Source organism: Streptomyces sp. NPDC036764 (assembly GCF_055609385.1).
On record NZ_JBVJPT010000003.1, the window covers coordinates 112,952 to 137,619 of the forward strand.

General features: G+C 70.7%; 17 protein-coding genes and 1 pseudogene. 6 read left to right on the forward strand and 12 right to left on the reverse strand.

What is annotated here, in order from left to right; genetic code table 11:
• Positions 1-159: 159 nt before the first annotated feature.
• The 3 genes from ACZ69Q_RS15390 to bldG all read right to left on the reverse strand — a co-directional run bounded on the left by ACZ69Q_RS15390 (position 160) and on the right by bldG (position 3,796).
• Complete coding sequence (locus tag ACZ69Q_RS15390) at positions 160-2,565, reverse strand: sodium-translocating pyrophosphatase (protein ID WP_471041705.1); 2,406 nt, start codon at positions 2,563-2,565, stop codon at positions 160-162.
• Between the two features lie 329 nt (positions 2,566-2,894).
• The gene (locus ACZ69Q_RS15395) at positions 2,895-3,332 is read right to left on the reverse strand and encodes an ATP-binding protein (protein WP_471041707.1); all 438 of its coding nucleotides are present in this window, start codon (positions 3,330-3,332) and stop codon (positions 2,895-2,897) included.
• Between the two features lie 122 nt (positions 3,333-3,454).
• Positions 3,455-3,796 (reverse strand): anti-sigma factor antagonist BldG, encoded by a 342-nt coding sequence (bldG, locus tag ACZ69Q_RS15400; RefSeq protein WP_003975386.1) that lies wholly within the window; start codon positions 3,794-3,796, stop codon positions 3,455-3,457.
• An 82-nt stretch (positions 3,797-3,878) separates the two neighbouring features.
• On the opposite strand from bldG, the gene ACZ69Q_RS15405 reads away from it, so the two are divergent.
• Positions 3,879-6,665 carry a DEAD/DEAH box helicase gene (locus tag ACZ69Q_RS15405; RefSeq protein WP_471041708.1) on the forward strand — a complete coding sequence of 929 codons (2,787 nt, stop codon included), beginning with the start codon at positions 3,879-3,881 and terminating at the stop codon, positions 6,663-6,665.
• On the opposite strand, the pseudogene ACZ69Q_RS15410 reads toward ACZ69Q_RS15405, so the two are convergent.
• The 7 genes and pseudogenes from ACZ69Q_RS15410 to ssd all read right to left on the reverse strand — a co-directional run.
• Positions 6,616-7,020, reverse strand: a pseudogene (locus ACZ69Q_RS15410) (Rv3654c family TadE-like protein); the annotation flags it as partial. The gene ACZ69Q_RS15405 and the pseudogene ACZ69Q_RS15410 overlap by 50 nt on opposite strands.
• 44 nt (positions 7,021-7,064) lie before the next feature.
• Positions 7,065-7,463: a TadE family type IV pilus minor pilin gene (locus tag ACZ69Q_RS15415; protein ID WP_471041710.1), complete on the reverse strand. Its 399-nt coding sequence runs from the start codon at positions 7,461-7,463 to the stop codon at positions 7,065-7,067.
• 7 nt (positions 7,464-7,470) lie between these two features.
• Positions 7,471-7,680 carry a DUF4244 domain-containing protein gene (locus ACZ69Q_RS15420; RefSeq protein WP_471041712.1) on the reverse strand — a complete coding sequence of 70 codons (210 nt, stop codon included), beginning with the start codon at positions 7,678-7,680 and terminating at the stop codon, positions 7,471-7,473.
• 150 nt (positions 7,681-7,830) lie between these two features.
• The gene (locus ACZ69Q_RS15425) at positions 7,831-8,622 is read right to left on the reverse strand and encodes a type II secretion system F family protein (RefSeq protein ID WP_471041714.1); all 792 of its coding nucleotides are present in this window, start codon (positions 8,620-8,622) and stop codon (positions 7,831-7,833) included.
• A 100-nt stretch (positions 8,623-8,722) separates the two neighbouring features.
• Positions 8,723-9,574, reverse strand: a complete 852-nt coding sequence (locus ACZ69Q_RS15430; protein WP_471041715.1) for a type II secretion system F family protein — start codon at positions 9,572-9,574, stop codon at positions 8,723-8,725.
• Between the two features lie 122 nt (positions 9,575-9,696).
• A complete protein-coding gene (locus ACZ69Q_RS15435) occupies positions 9,697-10,977 on the reverse strand; it encodes a TadA family conjugal transfer-associated ATPase (protein WP_471041717.1) in 1,281 nt (426 codons plus the stop codon).
• Between the two features lie 449 nt (positions 10,978-11,426).
• The gene (ssd, locus tag ACZ69Q_RS15440; RefSeq protein ID WP_471042598.1) at positions 11,427-12,554 is read right to left on the reverse strand and encodes a septum site-determining protein Ssd; all 1,128 of its coding nucleotides are present in this window, start codon (positions 12,552-12,554) and stop codon (positions 11,427-11,429) included.
• A gap of 569 nt (positions 12,555-13,123) precedes the next feature.
• Between ssd and ACZ69Q_RS15445 the strand changes: the two genes are divergently transcribed.
• Positions 13,124-13,957, forward strand: a complete 834-nt coding sequence (locus ACZ69Q_RS15445) for an HAD family hydrolase (RefSeq protein ID WP_471041719.1) — start codon at positions 13,124-13,126, stop codon at positions 13,955-13,957.
• A 435-nt stretch (positions 13,958-14,392) separates the two neighbouring features.
• Here ACZ69Q_RS15445 and ACZ69Q_RS15450 read toward each other — a convergent pair whose 3' ends face one another.
• The gene (locus ACZ69Q_RS15450; protein ID WP_471041721.1) at positions 14,393-15,217 is read right to left on the reverse strand and encodes a Fic family protein; all 825 of its coding nucleotides are present in this window, start codon (positions 15,215-15,217) and stop codon (positions 14,393-14,395) included.
• A 147-nt stretch (positions 15,218-15,364) separates the two neighbouring features.
• On the opposite strand from ACZ69Q_RS15450, the gene ACZ69Q_RS15455 reads away from it, so the two are divergent.
• Positions 15,365-16,375 (forward strand): ATP-binding protein, encoded by a 1,011-nt coding sequence (locus ACZ69Q_RS15455; RefSeq protein WP_471041723.1) that lies wholly within the window; start codon positions 15,365-15,367, stop codon positions 16,373-16,375.
• Here the strand turns inward: ACZ69Q_RS15455 and ACZ69Q_RS15460 are convergent.
• On the reverse strand, positions 16,365-17,672 hold the full coding sequence (locus tag ACZ69Q_RS15460; RefSeq protein ID WP_471041725.1) for a polysaccharide deacetylase family protein: 1,308 nt from the start codon (positions 17,670-17,672) through the stop codon (positions 16,365-16,367). The two genes, ACZ69Q_RS15455 and ACZ69Q_RS15460, sit on opposite strands and share 11 nt — an antisense overlap.
• 294 nt (positions 17,673-17,966) lie before the next feature.
• On the opposite strand from ACZ69Q_RS15460, the gene ACZ69Q_RS15465 reads away from it, so the two are divergent.
• The 3 genes from ACZ69Q_RS15465 (at position 17,967) to nhaA (ending at position 24,618) form a co-directional block, all read left to right on the forward strand.
• Complete coding sequence (locus tag ACZ69Q_RS15465; RefSeq protein ID WP_471041726.1) at positions 17,967-20,687, forward strand: bifunctional SulP family inorganic anion transporter/carbonic anhydrase; 2,721 nt, start codon at positions 17,967-17,969, stop codon at positions 20,685-20,687.
• A 308-nt stretch (positions 20,688-20,995) separates the two neighbouring features.
• Positions 20,996-22,954, forward strand: a complete 1,959-nt coding sequence (acs, locus tag ACZ69Q_RS15470) for an acetate--CoA ligase (RefSeq protein ID WP_471041728.1) — start codon at positions 20,996-20,998, stop codon at positions 22,952-22,954.
• Between the two features lie 227 nt (positions 22,955-23,181).
• A complete protein-coding gene (gene nhaA / locus ACZ69Q_RS15475) occupies positions 23,182-24,618 on the forward strand; it encodes a Na+/H+ antiporter NhaA (RefSeq protein WP_471041730.1) in 1,437 nt (478 codons plus the stop codon).
• Positions 24,619-24,668: the final 50 nt, after the last annotated feature.

Here is a 24,668-nt window from a genome sequence, read left to right on the forward strand (position 1 = left end):
GGGCCACCCCCTTACCGCTTGCCCCATCCTGTTTTTTTCCGGTTTTTTTCCACAGGGGGAGAAAAGGGGAGGGAAAGGGAGGAAACAAAAGGGGGGGGGGGGGGGGTGGGCCCCCCCCCCCCCCCCCCCCGCCTCTTGGGCCGGGTGTCGTATGACCGCCTACGAGACCACCGCGGGATCGGCCGGCTTCGCCATCCGCTCGGCGTTGTCTTCGTCACCCACGGCGATGCCACGCCGCTTGGAGACGTAGACCGCGCCGACGATCACGAGGAGCGAGACGACGGCGATCAGGACCCGCACGCCGACGTTCTTGTCCTCGCCGTAGCTGAACTGGATGACCGCGGGCGCGATGAGCAGCGCGACCAGGTTCATCACCTTCAGCAGCGGGTTGATCGCGGGACCGGCGGTGTCCTTGAAGGGGTCGCCGACCGTGTCGCCGATCACCGTCGCGGCGTGGGCCTCACTGCCCTTGCCGCCGTGGTGACCGTCCTCGACGAGCTTCTTGGCGTTGTCCCAGGCGCCACCGGAGTTGGCGAGGAACACGGCCATCAGCGTGCCGGTGCCGATCGCGCCCGCCAGATACGCGCCGAGGGCGCCGACGCCGAGCGTGAACCCGATGAAGATCGGCGCCATCACGGCCAGCAGTCCGGGGGTGGCCAGCTCGCGCAGGGCGTCCCGGGTGCAGATGTCGACGACCTTGCCGTACTCCGGCTTCTCCGTGTAGTCCATGATCCCGGGCCGCTCGCGGAACTGCCGCCGCACCTCGTACACCACGGCACCCGCCGACCGCGAAACGGCGTTGATGGCGAGCCCCGAGAAGAGGAAGACGACCGCCGCGCCGGCGATCAGGCCGACGAGGTTGTTGGGCTGCGAGATGTCCATGATCAGGTTCATCGGCGCGCCTTCGCCGCTGAGCTTCTCGCCCACGTCCCGCGCGCCGGTGGTGATGGCGTCGCGATACGAGCCGAAGAGCGCCGCTGCCGCCAGGACGGCGGTGGCGATGGCGATGCCCTTGGTGATGGCCTTGGTCGTGTTGCCGACCGCGTCCAGGTTGGTGAGCACCTGGGCGCCCGCGCCCGTGACATCGCCGGACATCTCGGCGATGCCCTGCGCGTTGTCGGAGACCGGACCGAAGGTGTCCATGGCGACGATCACGCCGACCGTGGTGAGCAGGCCGGTGCCGGCCAGCGCCACCGCGAACAGCGCGAGCATGATCGACGTGCCGCCGAGCAGGAACGCCCCGTAGACGCCGAGGCCGATCAGCAGCGCGGTGTAGACGGCCGATTCGAGACCGATCGAGATACCGGCCAGGACGACGGTGGCGGGCCCCGTGAGCGAGGTCTTGCCGATGTCCTGGACCGGGCGGCGGTTGGTCTCGGTGAAGTAGCCGGTGAGCTGCTGGATGACGGCGGCGAGCACGATACCGATGCCCACGGCGACGAGCGCGAGGATCCGCGGATCGCCGTCCTTGGCCGCGATGGCGGCGTCGCTGATGCCGTCGAGGTCGGCGTACGACGACGGCAGATAGGCGTACACGGCGGCCGCGACCAACGCGAGCGAGATCACCGCGGAGATGAAGAACCCGCGGTTGATCGCGGTCATGCCGCTGCGGTCGGTGCGGCGCGGGGCCACGGCGAAGATGCCGATCATCGCGGTGATCACGCCGATCGCGGGCACGATCAGCGGGAAGGCGAGACCGGAGTCACCGAATGCCGCCTTGCCGAGGATCAGCGCGGCGACCAGGGTCACCGCGTACGACTCGAAGAGGTCGGCCGCCATGCCTGCGCAGTCGCCGACGTTGTCGCCCACGTTGTCGGCGATGGTCGCGGCATTGCGCGGGTCGTCCTCCGGAATGCCCTGTTCGACCTTTCCGACCAGGTCGGCGCCGACGTCGGCGGCCTTGGTGAAGATGCCGCCGCCGACACGCATGAACATCGCGATCAGCGCGGCACCGAGACCGAATCCTTCGAGCACCTTCGGCGCGTCGGCCGCGTACACCAGCACCACACAGGAGGCGCCCAGCAGACCGAGCCCCACTGTGAACATGCCGACGACGCCGCCCGTGCGGAAAGCGATCTTCATGGCTTTGTGCGAGACGGCGGTGAGATCCTTTTCGGGCTCACCTTCCGCAGGGGTCGCTTCCCGTGCGGCCGCTGCGACGCGGACATTGGTGCGCACGGCGAGCCACATGCCGATATAACCGGTGGCCGCCGAGAACGCGGCGCCGATCAAGAAGAACACCGATCGGCCGATGCGCTGATTCCAGTCGTCCGCAGGCAGCAGCATGAGCAGGAAGAACACCACTACGGCGAATACGCCGAGGGTGCGCAACTGCCGGGCCAGATAGGCGTTCGCGCCTTCCTGGATGGCCGTCGCGATCTTCTTCATGCTGTCGGTGCCCTCGCCCGCCGCGAGCACCTGGCGCACCAGGACGCCGGCGACCACGAGCGCTGCCAGTGCGACGACACCGATGATCGTGATGATGATCCGGTTGTCGTCGGTCAGCACTGCGGCTGCGAGGGTTGTGGGTTGGTCCAACTGATGAGGGGTAGAAAGCCCCGCCATTCGTCCTCCTTGACGCTTGGGCTGAGCTCAAGATGTGGACGGATTCTAGGTACCGGAACCTGATCAAAACAGATGGCGGTAAACGGAATCGGCCTTCACGTGCCGTTCAGCAAATGATCGACATCAGGCCACTGAACCCGAAAGTGCTAATGCCCCAAAACCATTGACGCCCACATTGGCGCTTGATCAAATTATCGAGGGCTTGATCAATTATCGGAAGATCGATCGTGAATTCATTCACGAATTCCCCTGCGCCGGGAACACAAACACGAAGGGGCCCTGCTCAGCAGGGCCCCTTCGTGATGAGACGGATGGGTGAGGCTGTCGCCTCAGGAGAACACCGCGGCCGGCGGTGTGGTCGGCCAGGTCATACGGATCAGGCCACCATGCTCCCCGGCGGAGACTTCGACGTCGTCGACGAGGCCGCTGATGACCGCGAGGCCCATCTCGTCCTCCTCGGTCTCCACCTCACCGTCGTCGCCCGCGGCGCCGGATGCCCGCTCGCCGGGAACGGAACGCGGCGCCTCGTCGCCGACCTCGATGGAGAACTGCTTCTCCTCGTCGATCAGCGACACCTTCACCGGCGCCGTGATGCCGACGCTCTGGTGCAGTCCGACGGCCCGGGTACACGCCTCGCCCACGGCGAGTCTGACCTCGTCCAGGACGGCCTCGTCCACTCCGGCCCTGCGCGCCACCGCTGCCGCCACCAATCGGGCGGTCCTGACGTGCTCGGGCAGCGCGCTGAAGCGGAGTTCAACGGTGGCCATGCATCCCCCTCGCGACTTCGGGCGTGCTGTCGGGGGGACCGGGCCGCCGAAAGCCCAGTCCCCCTTCTCTTTCAACTTCTGCCGCGCCCGGGCGCGCTCAGGTGCCCGCCCGGGTCCGGTTGTCAGTCGGTCGCCGCTACCGCTTCCTCGACCGAGGTGTGGATCGGGAACACCTTGGTGAGGCCGGTGATGCGGAAGATCTTGAGAATGCGCTCCTGGTTGCACACCAGGCGCAGGGAGCCCTCATGGGCACGAACCCGCTTCAAGCCGCCGACCAGTACGCCGAGCCCGGTGGAGTCGAGGAAATCCACGCCCTCCATGTCGACGACGAGGTGGAAACTCCCGTCGTTCACCAGCTCGACCAACTGTTCGCGCAACTTGGGCGCGGTATATACGTCGATTTCGCCACCGACCTCGACGACCGTACGATCGCCGACGGTACGGGTCGACAGGGACAGGTCCACGGATCCTCCAGCACCTTGCTATCGAGCGGTCGTCCCTAGGGACACCTCGGCTTGCAGTCCCCAGGACGGTTCGCCAGCCGCGATGGCATTCAATCACTTACCGGCAGGCGTGCACGACGCCTTGGTCCCATTGTCCGTCACGCCAGTGACACACTCGGTCCCGATGGCCAAGAATCACCGATCCGATCGATCCCCGACGGGCCCCGTTTCCCGGGTGGACCCGGGCGCGGTGCTGGGCCGACTCGCCTCGGGGCCGAGCCGGGCTTCGCGCATCACTCATACGGAGCATGTGCCCCCGCGGGAGGGTCGCCATGCCGTCTGGCCCGACCGGATCCGCGCGGAGGTCATCGCCGCGGTGCAGACGGCCGGAATCCAGCATCCATGGGCCCACCAGGCACGCGCCGCCGAACACGCCCTGGACGGCGACTCGGTGGTCGTCGCCACGGGCACGGCCTCCGGCAAGTCCCTGGCCTACCTCGTGCCGGTCCTGTCGACGCTCCTGGACGGCTCGGAGGCCCCGAACGGCCGTGGCGCCACCGCTCTCTACCTGGCCCCGACCAAGGCTCTTGCGGCGGATCAGTGCCGTTCGGTGAAGGAACTTTCACATCCGCTGGGCAATTCCGTCCGACCCGCCGTGTACGACGGAGATACTCCGTTCGAGGAACGCGAGTGGATCCGCCAGTACGCCAACTACGTCCTGACCAACCCCGACATGCTGCATCGCGGCATACTCCCGTCCCACCCACGCTGGTCCTCCTTCCTGAAGGCGCTGAAGTACGTCGTCATCGACGAGTGCCACACCTACCGCGGCGTGTTCGGATCCCATGTCGCCCAGGTGCTGCGCCGCCTGCGCCGCCTCTGCGCCCGCTACGGCGCCTCTCCCGTCTTCCTGCTGGCCTCCGCGACGGCCGCCGAGCCCGCGGTGGCCGCCCGCCGCCTGACCGGCCTCCCGGTCGTGGAGGTCGCCGACGACGCCTCCCCGCGCGGCGAACTCGTCTTCGCCCTCTGGGAGCCCCCGCTCACCGAGATGCAGGGCGAGAAGGGCGCACCCGTCCGGCGTACGGCCACCGCCGAGACGGCCGACCTCCTGACCGATCTCGCGGTGCAGGGCATCCGCTCGGTCGCCTTCGTACGCTCCCGGCGCGGCGCCGAGCTGATCGCGGTCATCGCTCAGGAACGCCTCGCCGAGGTCGACCGCTCCCTCGCCCGGCGTGTCGCGGCGTACCGCGGCGGCTACCTCCCCGAGGAACGCCGCGCCCTGGAACAGGCCCTCCACTCCGGCGAACTCCTCGGCCTGTCGGCCACCACGGCCCTCGAACTCGGTATCGACGTCTCCGGCCTCGACGCCGTACTGATCGCCGGCTACCCGGGCACACGCGCCTCCCTGTGGCAGCAGGCGGGCCGGGCCGGCCGCTCCGGACAGGGGGCGCTGGCCGTCCTGGTCGCCCGCGACGACCCACTGGACACCTACCTCGTCCACCATCCCGAGGCCCTGTTCGACCGTCCGGTGGAGTCCACGGTCCTCGACCCCGACAACCCGTACGTCCTCGCGCCGCATCTGTGCGCGGCCGCCGCGGAGATCCCGCTGACCGACGAGGACCTGGAGCTGTTCGGCCCCGAGACCGAGGGGCTGCTGCCGCAACTGGAGGCCGCGAAGCTGCTGCGCCGCCGCACCAAGGCCTGGCACTGGACGCGCCGGGAACGGGCCGCCGACCTCACCGACATCCGCGGCGAGGGCGGCCGTCCGGTCCAGGTGGTCGAGGCCGGGACGGGCCGGCTGCTCGGCACGGTCGACGCGGGCGCCGCGCACAGCACCGTCCACGAGGGCGCGGTCCATCTGCACCAGGGCCGTACGTACCTGGTGCGCTCCCTCGACCTGGAGGACTCCGTCGCCCTGGTCGAGGAGGCCGCCCCGCCGTACGCGACGGTCGCCCGGGACACGACGGCGATCTCCGTCCTGGAGACGGACGTCGAGGTCCCGTGGGGCGACGGCCGCCTGTGCTACGGCTCCGTCGAGGTCACCAACCAGGTGGTCTCCTTCCTGCGGCGCCGGCTGATCACCGGCGAAGTACTGGGCGAGACGAAGCTCGACCTCCCTCCTCGTACGCTGCGCACGCGCGCGGTGTGGTGGACGGTCACCGAGGACCAGCTCGACGAGGCCCGGATCAACCCCGAGATCCTCGGCGGCGCCCTGCACGCCGCCGAGCACGCCTCGATCGGCCTGCTGCCCCTCTTCGCGACCTGCGACCGCTGGGACATCGGCGGCGTGTCGATCCCGCTGCACCCCGACACGCTGCTCCCGACGGTCTTTGTCTACGACGGCCACCCCGGCGGCGCGGGCTTCGCCGAGCGGGCCTTCCACACGGCCCGCTCCTGGCTCACCGCCACCCGCCAGGCCATCGCCTCCTGCGAGTGCGACGCCGGCTGCCCGTCCTGCATCCAGTCCCCCAAGTGCGGCAACGGCAACGATCCGCTGCACAAGCGGGGGGCCGTGCGGTTGCTGACGGTGTTGCTGCGGGGGGCGCCGGAGGAGCCGGGAGAGAGCGAGAGCCTCAGCGAGGTGCCCGGAGCGGTTCGGGACGGGGAGTCCGCGTCGTCGCCGGACGGGACGACGGTGGCTGTACAGCCCGTCACGGAACCGGCGCCGGCCGATCCTTCGCCGCAGGGTCGAGAGGCCGATGCCCCGTCGGCGGGGTCGTCTCCGCAGGCACCGTCGACCGCCGAAGCCCCGTCGGCTCCACAGGCACTGCCGCCGGTGGAACCTCCGCCGGCTCCACAGGCACTGCCGCCGGTGGAACCTCCGTCGGCTCCACAGGCACTGCCGACGACGGAAGCCCCGCCGGCTCCGCAGGTCCCGCCCGTGCCCTGACCTCCGCCGCGAAGGGACCCCGGCCCGACGCCGCCGTCACGTCCGAGACCTGGCCGATCAGCACGCACCGCACGAGCCGCACGCCCTGTGCGCCGGCAACCCGTTCGGCCCGTGCGCAGGCCGCCGTGCCGCCCTCCGCCCAGTGGTCGGCCGCGGCGAGCGCCGCGAGATCGGCGCCGCCGGCCGCACGGTGCCGGGTCACGACGGCGTGCCCCAGGGCGAGTACGACACCGAAGACGACGCAGAGCACGGCGATGACGCCGAGGCTCCACACGGTGGCGGAGCCCCGATCGGAGCGCCGGTCGGCGGCAGCCTTGCGGGCTGCCCGCCCAACGCCCGCCGCGGCACGCCGGATACAACACCCGGCATCAAAGCTGCGACGTGTCGCGGATCCTCCTCTCATGTCCCCGCCCCCACCGTCTCCTCGGCCACGGCCACGGCTTCCTCCCGTACCTCGAAGGGGAGCCCCGTCAGCACCGGCGGCTTGGCCACGACGACCACGTGCACCTCGTCCCCTTCCCGGCCGACCGTGACCGTCGCGCCGCGGGGCGCCGCCTCGCGGGTCACCTCGACGACCGCGTCGGTGGGATCCTGCCGGGCGGCCGCCCGGGCGCCGGTCCGCGCCGCGTCCACGCACTGGATCTGCGCCGCCATCACGAGCAGGCCCCACACCAACGCCATCGCGAACATGACCAGAACCGGCAGGACGACGGCCGACTCCGCGGTGACGAAGCCACGGTCCGAGCCCCCGACCGGCCTCCGGGCCCGCCGCTCGCCCTCCCCCTCACATCCGCGCATCCAGCTCTCACATCCGCGCATCGAGCGCCCGCTTCACGATGGCCTGCAACTCCTCGCTGACCTGCCCGCTCGTCACGACCTTGTAGAGCACCACGGCGAACGCCACCGCCGCGACGATCCCCATCGCGTACTCGGAGGTGACCATCCCGGCATCGCCTCGTGCCGCTCGCACCCTGCACACCAGCGCGCGCATCCGTGCTCGTACCGCCTTGTACATCTCAACCCCCGTAAGGTTCAGTCCCGTTGAACAATCCGTTGAACAGTCCGTTGAACTTCCGCTGCCGCACGCTCTGGAGCGCCCGCAGTCGGCCCCGCCTGTCGCGGAACCCCCGACCGCCGGCCTCTGGCCGGCGCCGCTCTAACCCCGTCAGCCGACGCCCCCTCCCAGCGCCCCGCCCGCAAGCCCGATCACGACCGGTGCCACGCCCACCGCGATGAACGCGGGCAGGAAGCACAGCCCCACCGGCGCACTGACCATGACGGCCGCCCGCCTGGCCCGTTCCGTCGCGGTGCGCGTCCACTCGGCGCGGGCCTCCGCGGCCAGCCGCGCGACCGGTCCGGCCGCCGGAAGCCCCGTCACATCGGCGCGTTCCAGCAACCGCGCCAGCGCCCCGGCTCCGGGCATCGAGGCCAACCGCTGCCACGCCTCACCCGGTTCACCACCGAGCCGCACCTCCGCGGCACCTCGTGACAACCCGCCCCCGACGGGACCACCCAGCGCCTCGCCCACGGCCTGAGCCGCGATCACCGGACCGGCGCCCGCCGAGATGCATGCCGCGAGGAGATCGGCGGCGAGTGGAAGCCGACGTGCCACCTCACCGGCGTCGACCTCCTGCACGGCACCAGCAGCGGCTCTCTGCCGACGCCGCCACAGCCACATCCCGCCCGCGACGACCAGGCCCACCCCCAGACCGGCGACCCCGCCCACCACGGTCCACCCGGCGCCCACGACCGCTGCCAGGGGCAGCCATTGCCGCACGCCCCGCCGGACGTCGTACCGTCTGCGAGTCGGCGTCACGTCGGCCGGCGTCAGCAACGACCCCAGCCGTCGCCGAGCCCTTCGCTCGCGCCGCACCTCCGCCGACCACCGCAACAGCCAACCGGCGACCAGCACCGCCCCCATCGCCGTCCCCAGCCTGTGGACAACCTCCGCGTTCACACCGCCACCTCCCTGTCACGACGGCCATCGGCTCGGCCTCGAAGCCGGCCTCGCAGCCCGACCCGCAGTCGGCCCTTCGCTCGCCTTCCTCCTCGGCACCTCACGCCGCCTCCGCTTGCCGCACGATCCGCGTCGCCCACCACATCCCCAGCCCTTCCAGCGCTCCGCCGACGACGAGACACCCGAACCCGGCCCCGGTGTGCAGCAGCACATGCAGCGGGTCGGCTCCCATGGCGGCCCCGAGCAGCAGCCCCAGGACCGGCAAGCCGGCGAGCATCAGCACCGTCGATCTGGCGCCCGCCAACTGGGCACGCAGGTCGGCACGTTGGTCCCGCTCGGCCCGCAGTGCCCCTTCCAGCCGGTCGAGCCCGGCCGCGAGCCCCGCGCCCTGGTCCACGGCCACCCGCCAGCACGCCGCCAGACCCAGCAGGCCCTCGGCACCCGGTTGCCGTGCCGCCGAGGTGAGCGCACCCGGCACGTCCCCGCCGAACTTCGCCGCCGCCAGCACCGCGGACTGCGCCTCACCGAGCCCGACGGAGTCTCGCGCCGCCCGCAGCAGCGCCTCGGCCGGCTGCCGGCCGGCCCGCACCTCCCCGGCGAGCCTCGCGCACAGCGCGATCACCGCGGCCCCGCGACGCTCCCGCGCCCGGCGCGCCTCCCGGGCCAGCCGCACCCGCCGCAGCAGTGGCACCCCGGCCGCCCCCGCGACGACCGGCAGCACCGACGACCCCAGCAGCGCCAGCACCACTCCGACGGCCGGCGCCCACCACTCGGCACGGATCCGCCCCCGCAGCCGCCGCAGCTCCCCTGCCAACCGCCGCCAGTCGGGTGGCCCGGCACCCACCGCCCCACCACCGGCCAGCAGCAACTGCGCCCGTCGCGCCCCGGAGTTCGACCCACCCAGCAACCAGACCGCCACACCGAGGCACAGCACGGCCGCGCCCACCGACATCCCACCCACTCAAATCACCGAACCCGTCACGCTCACCGAACCCCTCACGCCCACCGAACCCCCCACGTCCGCGGAACCCCTCACACTCACCGGCCTCCGCCGCGGCACCTGTCGCCGCACGATCACCAGGCCTCGCCATTGCCACTCGCGACCCCACAACCATCGCCCCGCCCCTCCGTCGCACCTGGGCCCGCACCCTCACCTTCAGGAGCACGACGCCCTCCGCCCTCACCCTCAGGAGCACGACGCCCTCCGTCGCCCGCACCCCGAAGCAACCCCCGCAGCCGCTCCCACCCGCGCTCGTACGCGAATGCCTCCGCGCCCCATCGCAACGCCGGCACCGTCCGCACCAACCCCGACGGGTCCCGTTCCAGCACATGCACCTCGGCGATCCGCCGGCGCCCGGTCCGGTCGCGTACGAGGTGGAGTACGACCGACAGCGCGGCCGCCAACTGGCTGTGCAGCGCGGCCCGGTCGAGCCCGGCCGCGGTGCCGAGCGCCTCCAGCCGGGCCGGTACATCGGCCGCCGCGTTGGCGTGGACGGTGCCGCAGCCGCCTTCGTGGCCCGTGTTCAACGCGGCCAGCAGATGGACGACTTCGGGGCCGCGTACCTCGCCCACGACCAGCCGGTCAGGCCGCATCCGCAGTGCCTGCCGCACCAGGTCCTCAAGGGTGACGAGCCCGGCGTTCTCCTGGTTGGCGGGTCTGCTCTCCAGCCGTACGACATGCGGATGGTCCGGCCTGAGCTCCGCGGAGTCCTCGGCGAGCACGATCCGCTCGCCGCCCCCGACCAGTCCGAGCAACGCGCTCAGCAGCGTGGTCTTGCCAGTGCCCGTGCCGCCGCTGATGAGGAACGACAGCCGTGCGTCGATCAGCGCGCGCAGCACTCGGTCCCCACCCGGCGGCACCGTGCCCGCCGCGACCAGTTCGTCCAGCGTGAACGCCCGCGGACGTACCACTCGCAGCGACAGGCACGCGCAGCCGACGGCCACGGGTGGCAGCACCGCATGCAGCCGGGTCCCGTCGGGCAGCCGGGCGTCCACCCAGGGCCGCGCGTCGTCCAGTCGCCGCCCTGCCACCGCTGCCAGGCGCTGCGCGAGACGTCGTACGGCAGTTGCGTCCGGGAAGGACACGGACGTCAGCTCCAGGCCTCCGCCCCGGTCCACCCAGACACGGTCCGGTGCCGACACCAGCACGTCCGTCACCGAGGGATCGGTGAGGAGTGGCTCGAGCGGGCCGCTGCCGACCAGCTCGGACCGCAATTGCTCGGCCGCCCCGAGGACTTCGGCGTCGCCCAGCACCCGGCCCTGCTCCCGCAGAGCCTGCGCCACACGCGCGGGCGTCGGCTCGGCGCCGCTCTCGGCCAGCCAAAGCCGCACTCCGTCCAGCAGTTCCGACGGCATGCCGGCCCTGGCTGCCGCCCCGTCCGGCGCCCTGCTCCCAGCCGGCGAACCGGCCCGTTCGGCCGGATCCCGCCACCCACCGCCGGCACTCACCGCTCCCTGCGACACCTGCCACCCGGCAGCGGTGCCACCCGAGCCGTCCGCGGCAGAAGCAGCCGCACCCGCCCCCGAGCCCGCCGAAGCAGCCGCACCCGCCCGCGCCGCGGCGGCCACCGCCCCGCCCGACCACCACTGCCCAGGCAACGCTGCACCCGACCGCCACCGCCCAGGCGCCGCCCGCACCGACCCGGTCTCGCCCCCGCCCACCCGCCCGAACCCCGCTGCCGTACTCATGCCGCGGTCGAACCCCGATGCCGCACTCATGCCACGGTCGACCCCCGTTGCCGCACTCACGCCGCGCCCGACCCCCGCTGCCGAAACCCTGCCACGGTCGAACCCCGATGCCGTACTCATGCCGCCCTCGCTTCGAGCAGCGAGCGCTCCCAGAACTCCCGGCAGAACCGCGCCAGCGGCCCCCGCCCGGCCGCCCCCGGCGGTTCCTCGCTCTCGTGCGGACGCGACAGCCCCGATTCGACCGGCACCTCACCCACCAGCGGCAGGTCCAGCAGCCGGGCCACCTCACGGTCGTCGAGTCCGGGCGCGTAGGGACCGCGTACGGCCACCCGCAGGTCCCGTAGGACCAGCCGCACCGCGCAGGCCACCTGCCGGGCGGCGGCTACGGCGCGCAGTTCGGCGGGGACCACGAGGATCCCGACGTCGAGTTGGGCGAGGGCCTCGGCGACCCCGTCGTCGATGCGGCGGGGCAGGTCGACGACAACCGTGCCGCCTCGGCGCCGGGCCGCCGCGAGCACCGCGCGCATCGCCTGCGGGGGAACGTCGACGCATTCGCCGCGATCCCAGCTCAGGACGCGCAGGGAGTGCAGCTTGGGCAGCGACTCCTCCAGCGCGCCGCTGCCGAGACGCCCGCGCGAGCCGGCGAACGAGGGCCAGCGCAGCCCCTCGGCCGCCTCGCCGCCGAGGAGGACATCGAGTCCGCCGCCCAGCGGGTCGGCGTCCACGAGCAGCGTGCGCAGTCCCTCACGCGCGGCGGTGACGGCGAGGGCACACGCGAGCGTGGAGGCTCCTGCGCCGCCTCGGCCGCCGATGACGCCGACGGTGAGAGCCGGTCGGCCGACGCCCTCCGCGACGTCGGCAATGCGGTCGACCAGCCATTGTTCGCCGTCGGGCAGCATCAGGACGTGGTCCGCCCCGATCTCGACAGCGCGGCGCCACACTCCGGCGTCGTCCTGGTCCCGGCCCACCAGCACCACCCCGCGCCTGCGTCCGGCACCGCGCACGCGGCGTGCGGCGTCGTCACCGACCAGGACGAGCGGCGCGGCCTCCCAACTGCTTCTGGGCTCGGGCACGCCGTGGTGGACCTCGGGCGTGGCACCGGCCGCCGCGCACAGGCGCAGCAGGTCGTCCAGCAGTTCGGCGTCTTCCGTGACGATCAACGGCCTGCCCGGCCGCCCGGAGGCGGCGGGCGGCGGATCGTGTGTGACGACTGCGGTCACGGTTTCCGTCCCCCTTCGCTGCATCACTCGCGCAGCCCTGCGGCCCCGCGATTCCCAAACGTGTGAAGAACCGGCAACCGGCCTCCATATGAACGGCCGATACGAACCGGCCAAACACGCCCGACAAACCGGAACCGGCCATCAAGTCGGCCCGAGCCGGACGCGTTGGAATCACGGTGCAGCGATCCCGGAAATCGTGTGGATCTTGGTCGATAACTGTGGACAACTCAGCAGTTGTGAATATCGCCGTCACCCAAACCGGTGACCCCTGCACCGATCCGGGACCGACCCTTGTGCGACTCCCGCAGAGCAGCGCGATGACTACACACAGTCACGAAACATGAGCATGCCGAAAAGGCGGCCGCAGCCGCCTCGCCGCGGCTCCGCGGCCACGCTCGGAAGAGGAAAACCCACCCGGACATGCGACGACCCCCGCCGGGGGGGAGAGCGGGGGTCGTCTCCACGGCCGACTCGGGGGGGGAGGAGTCGGACCGGGTTAGCACGGTCGCGAACGATCCGTGACTTCCATGGTGTACCCGAGAGCCCTCTCAGGCAAACCCACGCGCCCACCTTACGCCGAATGGGCTGCACCTATGCTCTGGGTCGTGGAAAACCACTCCTTGCCCCGCACAGCGGCCTTCTTTGACCTGGACAAGACGGTCATTGCGAAGTCGAGCACGCTCACCTTCAGCAAGTCGTTCTACCAAGGCGGTCTGATCAACCGCAGGGCCGCCTTGCGCACCGCATATGCCCAGTTCGTCTTCCGACTGGGCGGTATGGACCATGACCAGATGGAGCGCACACGGAAGTACCTCTCCGCGCTCGTCCGCGGCTGGAACGTCCAGCAGGTCAAGGAGATCGTCGCGGAGACACTGCACGACCTGATCGACCCGATCATCTACGACGAGGCCGCCTCCCTCATCGAGGAGCACCACATCGCCGGCCGTGACGTGGTGATCGTGTCCACCTCCGGCGCCGAGGTGGTCGAGCCGATCGGCGAGCTGCTCGGCGCCGACCGCGTGGTCGCCACGCGCATGGTCGTGGGCGACGACGGCTGCTTCACCGGCGAGGTGGAGTACTACGCGTACGGCCCGACGAAGGCCCGGGCGATCAGGGAACTCGCCGAGTCCGAGGGCTACGACCTCGACCGCTGCTACGCCTACAGCGACTCGGCGACCGACCTGCCGATGCTGGAGACGGTCGGGCATCCGCACGCCGTGAACCCGGACCGCGCGCTGCGCCGCGAGGCACTCGCGCGCGGGTGGCCGATTCTCGATTTCCATCGCCCGGTCCGGCTCAAGCAGCGGATCCCCTCCTTCTCGGTACCGCCACGTCCGGCCCTGGTCGCGGCAGCCGCCATAGGGGCCGCGGCGGCCACGGCAGGCCTGGTCTGGTACGCGAGCCGACGCCGTACGGCGCCCGCCTGACCTGCACCTCCGCTTTGCGCGCACTCCGCTCGACAAACCGATGTCCGTTTGAAGTGATTTGAGAGTAAAAGTAAAGAACTGCAGCCAGGCCTTCCGCTTGGTTGTGACCTGGAGTACAAAGGACTCAACGGCCCGCGAGACCAAGGACATCCGAGAGGATCACCTTTAATACGCATTTGGCCCCACGGACCTAGCATGAACATTGGGCACCCACGCGACGTCGACCCGTCGATTACGGGCCAGCCGCACCAGGTGACGGGCAAAAGTTCCCGACCTGATGGGCAACATATCGAGGACGCTTGGTAACCCGGTGAACATGCCAGCGGCGGTACGAATACTCGTACCGCCGCAACTCTTGTGAGCCCCGCGCGGGATCCCCGGAACGCGACGAAGCCTCACGCGTGCGTGCGCACTACGACTACGCCGCCAAAGGCTCTACGCCGCCCCGCGCTGGAGTGCCTCGCACACCGCCGTCGACTCTCGCGCCCCGAGCTCGATCGCCCTGCCGCAGTGGGCGATCCACGCGGCCATGCCCTCGGGAGTGCCGGACACATAGCCCTCCAGCGCCGCCAGATAGGCCGCGCGCCCGAGCTCCGCGTGGCCGGCCTCGGGCGGGCAGACAGACTTGGGGTCGAGGCCGCTGCCGACCAGGACGATGCGTTCGGCCGTACGGGCGACCAGGCCGTTGTGGGAGGTGAACGGCCGCAGCGCGAGGAGTTCGCCGTGCACGACGGCCGCCGTCACCAGGGCGGGCGCCGAACCGCCCGCGATGATCAGCTCGGCCAGCCCTTCCAGACGGCCGTGCACCTCCGTGGCGCTCGGCAGCGGAAGCTCGATCAGGGGCTCGTCGACCGGTTCGCCGGCCTGGCGCGGACGCCCGACCTCGCCCTCGTTGCTCGCCGCCGCCACTAGATGCAGCCGGGCCAGCACCCGCAGCGGCGACTGCCGCCAGATGGACAGCAGTTGGCCCGCCTCGGCCGTCAGCCGCAGGGCCGCGCCCATCACACGCGCCCCGTCGTCACCACTGAAGTCGGTACGCCGGCGGACCTCTTCGAGCGCCCAGTCGGCACCCGACAGCGCCGCCGAGCCACGAGCGCCGCGCAGGGCCGCCTCGGAGGTGATCTCGTTGCTGCGCCGCCGCATGATCCGGTGCCCGTAGACCCGGTCCACCGCCTTGCGCACGGACTCCACGGACTCCGGCACCGAGGGCAGCGAACCGAGGGCCGCGAGCGGATCGGCGGACGCACCTGTCGTACTCATGAGTACGACATTACGCGCCCACCCTTCGCCCGTCGGGCACCCCCCAACGAGCTTCGCGCCCCTTCGATCGCCCGCACCCCACGATCGGGTGGCCTTCTCCCCGCACGCCTGCCACATACAGCTATCGCGCGACTACTGTTCGTGAACATGAAAATTGCTTTCGTCGGGAAGGGCGGCAGCGGCAAGACGACCCTGTCCTCTCTGTTCATCCGCCACCTCGCCGCCGCCGGCGCACCGGTCGTGGCCGTCGACGCCGACATCAACCAGCATCTGGGTGCCGCGCTCGGCCTGGACGAGGCGCAGGCCGCGGCCACGCCCGCGATGGGCGAGCGGCTGCCGCTGATCAAGGACTATCTGCGCGGCTCGAACCCGCGGATCGCCTCCACCCGGACGATGATCAAGACGACTCCGCCCGGCGAGGGTTCGCGGCTGCTGCGGGTGTGCGAGCCGAACCCGGTGTACGACGCCTGTGCCCGGCCGGTGGAACTCGACGGCGGCGCCGTCCGTTTGATGGTCACCGGCCCCTTCACCGAATCCGACCTCGGGGTCGCCTGCTACCACTCCAAGACGGGAGCGGTGGAGCTGTTCCTGAACCACCTGGTCGACGGCCCCGGTGAATACGTCGTGGTCGACATGACGGCGGGCTCGGACTCCTTCGCCTCCGGCATGTTCACCCGTTTCGACATCACGTTCCTCGTCGCCGAGCCGACCCGGAAGGGGGTCTCCGTCTATCGCCAGTACCGGGAGTACGCCCGCGACTTCGGCGTCGCCCTGAAGGTCGTCGGCAACAAGGTGCAAGGGCAGGACGACCTCGACTTCCTCCGCGCCGAGGTCGGGGACGACCTGCTGGTGACCGTCGGGCACTCGGACTGGGTGCGCTCCATGGAGAAGGGCCGTCCGCCCCGGTTCGAGCTCCTGGAGGACGCGAACCACCTCTCCCTGCGCCGGCTGCGCACGGCCGTGGACGCGACGTACGAGCTGCGGGACTGGGAGCGCTACACCCGCCAGATGGTGCACTTCCACCTGAAGAACGCCCGGTCCTGGGGCGACGAGCGCACCGGGGCCGACCTGGCGGCGCAGATCGACCCCGGGTTCGTGCTCGGGGAGGGCGTGAGCGCCCTGCCCGTGAGCAATGCCCCGCTGACGCCTACTGCTTGAGGGGCGGCGCCCCGGGCACACCCTTCGGGGCGGGTGCGGGGTGCCCCGACAGGAACGACGCCCAGCCCTCCTTCGGGGCCTCGCCGACTTCCAGGGTGCGCAGCTTCCTCAAGGTCGCCGGGTCCTGGGCGTCGAGCCAGTCTGCGAGCTGCCGGAAGGACACGCAGCGCACGTCGGGCTTGTTGCAGACGGCCTCGACGACCTCCTCGACGGCGCGCATGTAGGTGCCGCCGTTCCAGGACTCGAAGTGGTTGCCGATGATCAGGGGCGCGCGGTTGCCCTCATAGGCCCGGCGGAAGCCCATGAGGAGGCCGTCCCGCATCTGATCGCCCCAGAACTCGTGCTTGTCGGGGTCGCCCTGGCTCGTGGTGCCCGACTGGTTGACCATGAAGTTGTAGTCCATGGTGAGCTGTTCGTAGGAGTGCCCCGGGAAGGGCACGAGCTGCATCGACAGATCCCACAGACCCTCCCTCTTCACGGGCCAGAGCTGGTTGTTGACGCCGCTGGAGTCATAGCGGAAGCCCATCTCGCGGGCTGCCTGGACGAAGTTCGTGCGGCCCTCCAGGCAGGGCGTGCGGGCGCCGATGAGCTCCTTGTCGTAGTCGAAGGGGAGGGGTGACACCTTCTTCATGCCGGTGTTGGTCTTCCAGGACTTGACGAATCGTTTCGCCTGAGTGATCTCGTCCTTCCATTCCTCCACCGACCACTCGCCGACGCCACCGCCGCTGCCGCAGAAGTGGCCGTTGAAGTGGGTGCCGATCTCGTTGCCCTCCAGCCACGCGAGACGTAGCTGCCTCACGGTGTCGCCGATTCCCTCCGCGTCGTTGAAGCCGATGTCGGAGCGGCCCGGGGAGTGCTGTGGGGGCCGGTACAGGTCGCGCTTGTGGTCCGGCAGCATGTACACGCCGCTGAGGAAGTACGTCATCGTCGCGTTGTTCGCCCTGGCGACCTGGCGGAAGTGGGAAAAGAGCTTCTGGCCGTCCTCGCCGGCGCCGTCCCAGGAGAACACCACGAACTGCGGGGGCTTCTGACCGGGCCTCAGTCTTTCGGGCCGGGGCAGATGCGGCTGCGCGCCGGTGTAGGCGGTGGACCCGTCGCCGATCAGACGGATCGCGCTCCGGGGCGCGGGAGCCGCGGGCTTCGCCTTCTGCGGCCCGTGCGCCGGCTGCCCCGTCGTGTCACGGCTCGCGCATCCGGCGAGCGAGGCGGCGCAGACCGCGGCGGCAGCGGTACCCGCGGCAATTCGGTGTGTCGCGGCTGTTTTTCGGGGGGCGGCGAACCTGCGAGTGGCGGCCATGTTCGGTCCACCTACTTCCTTCTCTCGGAGGGCGACAGCGCCGCCAAGGTCGCACGGGACCGAGAAGGAATTAATACGACAAGCCGACTAATTAGCTACGTCACTCTTCAGGGGGATTTATTAGTCCATTTGCTCGGAAAATCTATTCCGGGCCTTTACTCTGCATTACGATCCGTTTACCGACAGTTGATGCATCCCGCCGCTGCACGCCGTGACCACACGGCCGCGACCCGACCCCGCCAGGAGCGGGGACCGCCAGATCCGCGACCGCGCTGCCCGGAGGAGACGGGAAACATGTCAGCCTGCGTTCCCACCCGCGCCGACGATCCACGTCGAGAAGAGCACAGCCACGAACCTCACAGCCCACCCCCGACCCGGCCCCGCCTCCCACGCATCGCGGGCGCCGATGTCTCGGCCTCCATCGCGGTCTTCCTGATCGCACTCCCGCTGTCCCTCGGTATCGCCCTCGCCACCGGCGCGCCCCTCCAGGCCGGCCTTGTCGCCGCTGCCGTCGGAGGACTCGTCGCCGGACGGCTCGGCGGCGCCCCGCTCCAGGTCAGCGGCCCCGCCGCCGGACTCACGGTCGTCACCGCCGAGCTCATCCAGCAATACGGATGGCGTACGACCTGCGCCATCACCGTCCTCGCCGGCCTCGCACAGCTCGGCCTCGGCCTCCTGCGCGTGGCACGTACCGCGCTGGCCGTCAGCCCCGCGATCGTGCACGGCATGCTCGCCGGCATCGGCGTCACCATCGCCGTGGCCCAGCTTCACATCGTCCTCGGCGGCATCCCGCACAGCTCGGTCCTCGACAACCTGCGCGAGCTGCCCGCCCAGTTGGCCCGTGTGCATCCCGCCGCCCTGTCGGTGAGTGTGCTGACCCTCGCCCTGCTGGTCGTCTGGCCCAGACTTCCCGGCCGGGCCGGCAAGCTCCTGCGCAGGATGCCGACGCCGCTCGTCGCCGTCGCCGTCGCGACCACGACCGCCTCGCTCGTGGGCCTGAGCCTGCCCAAGGTCGACCTGCCGTCCTGGAGCAGCCACGCACTGGCCGCCCTGCCCGACGGCCCGGTACTGGGCCTCGTCGCCGCCGTGCTCACCATCACGCTGGTGTGCAGTGTGCAGTCGCTGCTCGGCGCGGTCGCCGTGGACAAGCTGGTCGCCGGCCGGCCGGAGCTGTCCGCCCGAGTCGGACGCTCCGACCTGGACCGCGAGCTGCTCGGCCAGGGCGCTGCCAACGTGGTCTCCGGCGCACTCGGCGGGCTGCCCGTCGCGGGCGTGGCCGTGCGCAGTTCCGCGAATGTGCAAGCGGGTGCCGTGAGCCGGAACTCCACGATGTTGCACGGCGTTCTCGTAGTAGTCGCCGCACTGCTGATGGTCCCGCTCCTGGAGCTCATCCCGCTCGCCTCGCTCGCCGCCCTGGTGATGGCCGTCGGCATCCAGATGGTGTCCCTGCACCACATCCGCACGGTGACCCGCCACCGAGAGGTGCTGGTGTACGCCGTCACCACCCTCGGCGTCGTGTTCCTCGGCGTGCTGGAGGGCGTGGCCCTGGGCATCGCCATGGCCGTCGGCGTCGCCCTGCACCGCCTCACCCGCACCCGGATCACGCACCACGAGACGGAAGGAGTCCATCACGTACATGTACGAGGGCAGTTGACGTTCCTCGCGGTCCCGCGCCTCAGCCGGGCCCTGCACCTCGTCCCTCAAGGTGCCGACGCCGTCGTGGAGTTGGACGGGTCCTTCATGGACCATGCGGCGTACGAGTCACTTCAGGACTGGCAGAACACGCACACCGTGCACGGCGGCACTGTCGAGCTGGTCGGCCGCAGGTCCGGGGTCCGCATCGGTGAACCGACGGGACCGGCCGGCCTCCAGCCAGGCACCGGGGTCGTCGCGGACGAGACGGCGGACTGCCGCTGCCACCCCTGGACGGCCTGGCGCAACCACCAGTGCGAGATCCCGGAGGCCGCCCTGCTCCGTGACGGGCGGCCCGGGGACGCCCACTCGACCGGGCCCGACGACACCGACGGAACCACGACACCCTCCGACGCCGACGCCCCCGACGGCTCCGTCCGCAGCAGCGGCACCGGGGGCCACGGCGGCACCGGCGAGCCCGACGGGGCCGGCGGACCTGGCAGCCCCAGCGGCCCCAGTGCCTCCAGCGGTGGCGCAGCCGACCCTGCCCATCCCGACCACCCCCAGGACCGGACAGCCGACGTGAGCGAAGGCACCGGCACAAGCCCAGCCACAGGCGCGCGTGCGAGCACCGGCGCGAGCACAGGCGCCGGTGGCCACACAGGCACCAGCACCGGAAAGGGCTCCGGTGCCGGCACCGACGACAGCCGCCCCAGCGCCCGGCAACTGGCCCGCGGCATCAGCGCGTTCCAGCGCAACACCGCACCCCTGGTGCGGGGCGAGCTGGCGCGACTGGCGCGTGAGGGGCAGCAGCCCTCCCAGCTATTCCTCACCTGTGCGGACTCACGGCTGGTCACGTCGATGATCACCTCCAGTGGTCCCGGCGACCTGTTCGTGGTGCGCAACGTGGGCAATCTCGTGCCACTGCCCGGCCGGGAGAGCGGCGACGACTCGGTGGCGGCCGCGATCGAGTACGCGGTGGAGGTGCTTCAGGTGCGGTCGATCACGGTGTGCGGGCACTCCGGGTGCGGGGCCATGCAGGCGCTGCTCGCCTCGGAGCCGGGCGCCGCGCAGACCCCGCTCAGGCGGTGGCTGCGACACGGGCGGCCGAGCCTGGAGCGGATCTCCGACGAGAGCCGGCCCTGGGCCAGGCTCGCCGGGCGGGCGCCGGCCGACGCCGTCGAGCAGCTCTGCCTGACCAACGTGGTGCAGCAGTTGGAGCATCTGCGCGCCCACGAGTCGGTGTCTCGGGCGTTGCGCGCGGGCGCGCTGGAGTTGCACGGGATGTACTTCCATGTGGGCGAGGCGCAGGCGTACCTGCTCACCGAGGGACACCAGGACAGGGTGTTCGACCACGTGGGTGTGGCGAATCTGCCCGCCTGACGCAGGCCGGCCTGACACAGGCAGGTGCACGCGGCCCCGCTCCCCCGCGGGGCCGCGCTTCCATGTGGTCTCCGTTTCCGTGCGGTCCGCGTTTCGCCTGCGCCCGGCCTGGATGTGAGAGGGGTTACACACCTGAACCGGCCTGGTCCGGCGTCCGTGGAAACGGATGACCCCGGCACGGACAGCGGCTCGGGCCTCACCCCATTGACAGGTCTAAACCAATTTTCCGTCGACCCTTGTCATCGGACCCCCGGGTCTGATGAGCTGTGGCCTGGGACACAACGGACACCCTGGGAAAGGGAGATGTCGTGAGCAACGAAAGCCTGGCCAACCTGCTGAAGGAAGAGCGCAGGTTCGCACCCCCCGCCGACCTGGCAGCGAACGCCAACGTCACGGCGGAGGCGTATGAACAGGCCAAGGCTGACAGGCTCGGCTTCTGGGCCGAGCAGGCCCGTCGGCTGACCTGGGCCAAGGAGCCGACGGAGACACTGGACTGGTCGAACCCGCCGTTCGCGAAGTGGTTCAAGGACGGCGAGCTCAACGTCGCGTACAACTGCGTCGACCGGCATGTTGAGGCCGGGCTCGGCGACCGCGTCGCCATCCACTTCGAGGGCGAGCCCGGCGACAGCCGCGCCATCACCTACGCGGAGCTGAAGGACGAGGTCTCCAGGGCTGCCAACGCCCTGCTGGAGCTGGGCGTTCAGAAGGGCGACCGGGTCGCCGTCTACATGCCGATGATCCCGGAGACGGCGGTCGCGATGCTGGCCTGCGCGCGCATCGGCGCCGCGCACTCGGTCGTCTTCGGCGGCTTCTCGGCGGACGCGCTGGCCACACGTATCCAGGACGCGGACGCCAAGGTCGTCATCACCTCCGACGGCGGCTACCGGCGCGGCAAGCCGTCCGCGCTGAAGCCGGCCGTGGACGACGCGATCGGCAAGGTCGACAACGTCGAGCACGTGCTCGTCGTGCGCCGCACCGGCCAGGACGTCGCCTGGGACGACAGCCGTGACGTGTGGTGGCACGAGATCGTCGAGCGGCAGTCCGCCGAGCACGCCCCCGAGGCCTTCGACGCCGAGCACCCGCTGTTCATCCTGTACACGTCCGGCACGACGGGTAAGCCGAAGGGCATCCTGCACACCTCCGGCGGCTACCTGACCCAGGCGTCGTACACCCACCACGCGGTCTTCGACCTCAAGCCGGAGACGGACGTGTACTGGTGCACGGCCGACGTCGGCTGGGTCACCGGCCACTCGTACATCGTGTACGGGCCGCTGGCGAACGGCGCGACCCAGGTGATGTACGAGGGCACGCCGGACACGCCGCACCAGGGCCGCTTCTGGGAGATCGTGCAGAAGTACGGCGTGACCATCCTGTACACGGCGCCGACGGCGATCCGTACGTTCATGAAGTGGGGCGACGACATCCCCGCGAAGTTCGACCTCAGCAGCCTGCGGGTGCTGGGCTCGGTGGGCGAGCCGATCAACCCCGAGGCGTGGATCTGGTACCGCAAGCACATCGGCGCCGACCGGACCCCGGTCGTCGACACCTGGTGGCAGACCGAGACCGGCGCGATGATGATCTCGCCGCTGCCGGGCGTGACCGAGGCCAAGCCCGGTTCGGCGCAGCGTCCGCTGCCCGGCATCTCCGCGACCGTCGTGGACGACGAGGCGAACGAGGTACCGAACGGCGGTGGCGGCTACCTGGTGCTGACCGAGCCGTGGCCGTCGATGCTGCGCACCATCTGGGGCGACGACCAGCGGTTCCTCGACACCTACTGGTCGCGGTTCGAGGGCAAGTACTTCGCCGGTGACGGGGCGAAGAAGGACGACGACGGGGACATCTGGCTGCTCGGCCGGGTGGACGACGTCATGCTCGTGTCGGGCCACAACATCTCCACCACGGAGGTCGAGTCGGCGCTCGTCTCGCACCCGTCCGTCGCCGAGGCGGCCGTCGTCGGTGCCGCCGACGAGACGACCGGGCAGGCGATCGTCGCCTTCGTGATCCTGCGCGGGACGGCGAACGCCGAGGACGAGGGCCTGGTCAACGACCTGCGCAACCACGTCGGCGCCACCCTCGGACCGATCGCCAAGCCGAAGCGGATCCTGCCGGTGGCCGAACTGCCGAAGACCCGCTCCGGCAAGATCATGCGCCGACTGCTGCGGGACGTCGCCGAGAACCGCCAGCTCGGCGATGTGACGACGCTGACCGACTCGACCGTCATGGACCTCATCCAGGCGAAGCTGCCGGCGGCGCCGAGCGAGGACTGAGTCTGCCGTAGTTCACGAAGGGCCTCCCGGTGCATCGCGCGCCGGGCGGCCCTTTTCTGCATACCGTGGGGTCAACCGGACACCGCCCCGCCGCACCTCCACAGCCCCTTAGGTAAAGTAAACAAAGTCACGTTAGGTAACGTAATAACAGGAACGTCAACCTCAGGTGCGCCGGGAAGTCTGGTCGGCATGTGCTCAGCCCTGCCCACCGACCGGAGGTCTCCCCCGTGCCCGCGCCCCGCACCAACGCTCCCCGCAAGGTCTTCGGACGGCTCTCCCTGCCCGAGCGGAACTTCGTCGCGGACGCCCTGCGCACCGAGACCGTCGGCGGTGTCCTGCTGCTGCTCGCCGCGATCGCGGCGCTGATCTGGGCGAACGTACCCGCCCTCGGCGACAGCTACGAGACCGTCGGCCACTTCCACATCGGCCCCGAGGCGCTCGGACTGAACCTGTCCATCGAGCACTGGGCCGCCGACGGGCTGCTCGCGATCTTCTTCTTCGTCGCCGGGATCGAGCTCAAGCGCGAGCTCGTCGCCGGCGATCTCAAGGACCCGAAGGCAGCCGCGCTGCCGGTCGTCGCCGCGCTGTGCGGCATGGCGGTGCCCGCGCTCGTCTACACCCTGACCGTTGCCACCGGGCACGGCTCGTCGGCGGGCTGGGCGGTTCCGACCGCCACGGACATCGCCTTCGCGCTCGCCGTGCTCGCCGTCATCGGCACCTCCCTGCCGAGCGCCCTGCGCGCCTTCCTGCTCACGCTCGCCGTGGTCGACGACCTGTTCGCGATCCTGATCATCGCGATCTTCTTCACCTCGCAGATCGACTTCGCCGCACTCGGCGGCGCCGTCGTCGGGCTGGGCGTCTTCTGGCTGCTGCTCAGGAAGGGCGTACGCGGGTGGTACGTGTACGTCCCGCTCGCCCTCGTGATCTGGGCGCTGATGTACAACAGCGGCGTCCACGCCACCATCGCGGGCGTCGCGATGGGCCTGATGCTGCGCTGCACCCGGCGCGAGGACGAGCAGCACTCCCCCGGTGAGCACATCGAGCACCTCGTACGCCCCCTGTCGGCCGGCCTGGCCGTCCCGTTGTTCGCGCTGTTCAGCGCCGGCGTGGTGGTCTCCGGGGGCGCGCTCGGCGATGTGTTCACCCAGCCGGAGACACTCGGCGTGGTCCTCGGGCTGGTGGTCGGCAAGGCGGTCGGGATCTTCGGCGGCACCTGGCTGACGGCACGTTTCACCAGGGCCTCGCTCAGCGACGACCTGGAGTGGGCCGACGTGTTCGCCGTCGCGACCCTCGCCGGCATCGGCTTCACCGTCTCGCTGCTCATCGGCGAGCTCGCCTTCGTGGGCAACGCCACGCTGACCGACGAGGTCAAGGCGGCCGTACTGCTCGGGTCCCTCGCCGCGGCGATCCTGGCGACGGTGCTGCTGAAGATACGGAACACCAAGTACCGCAGGATGGTCGAGGCCGAGGAGCGCGACGAGGACGCGGACGGCATTCCGGACATCTACGAACAGGACGAGCCGGAGTACCACCTGCGCATGGCCGCCATCCACGAGCGCAAGGCCGCCGAGCACCGCCGTCTGGCCGAGGAGAAACTCGCCGCACGCCACGCGCTTGCCGAAGTGGCGGGCAGGGCAGGCGAGGAGGACCACCGTCGGGCATGATCTGACGGGACGGTACAAAAGACGGAACCGTACGCAGTCAGGCAGAAGAC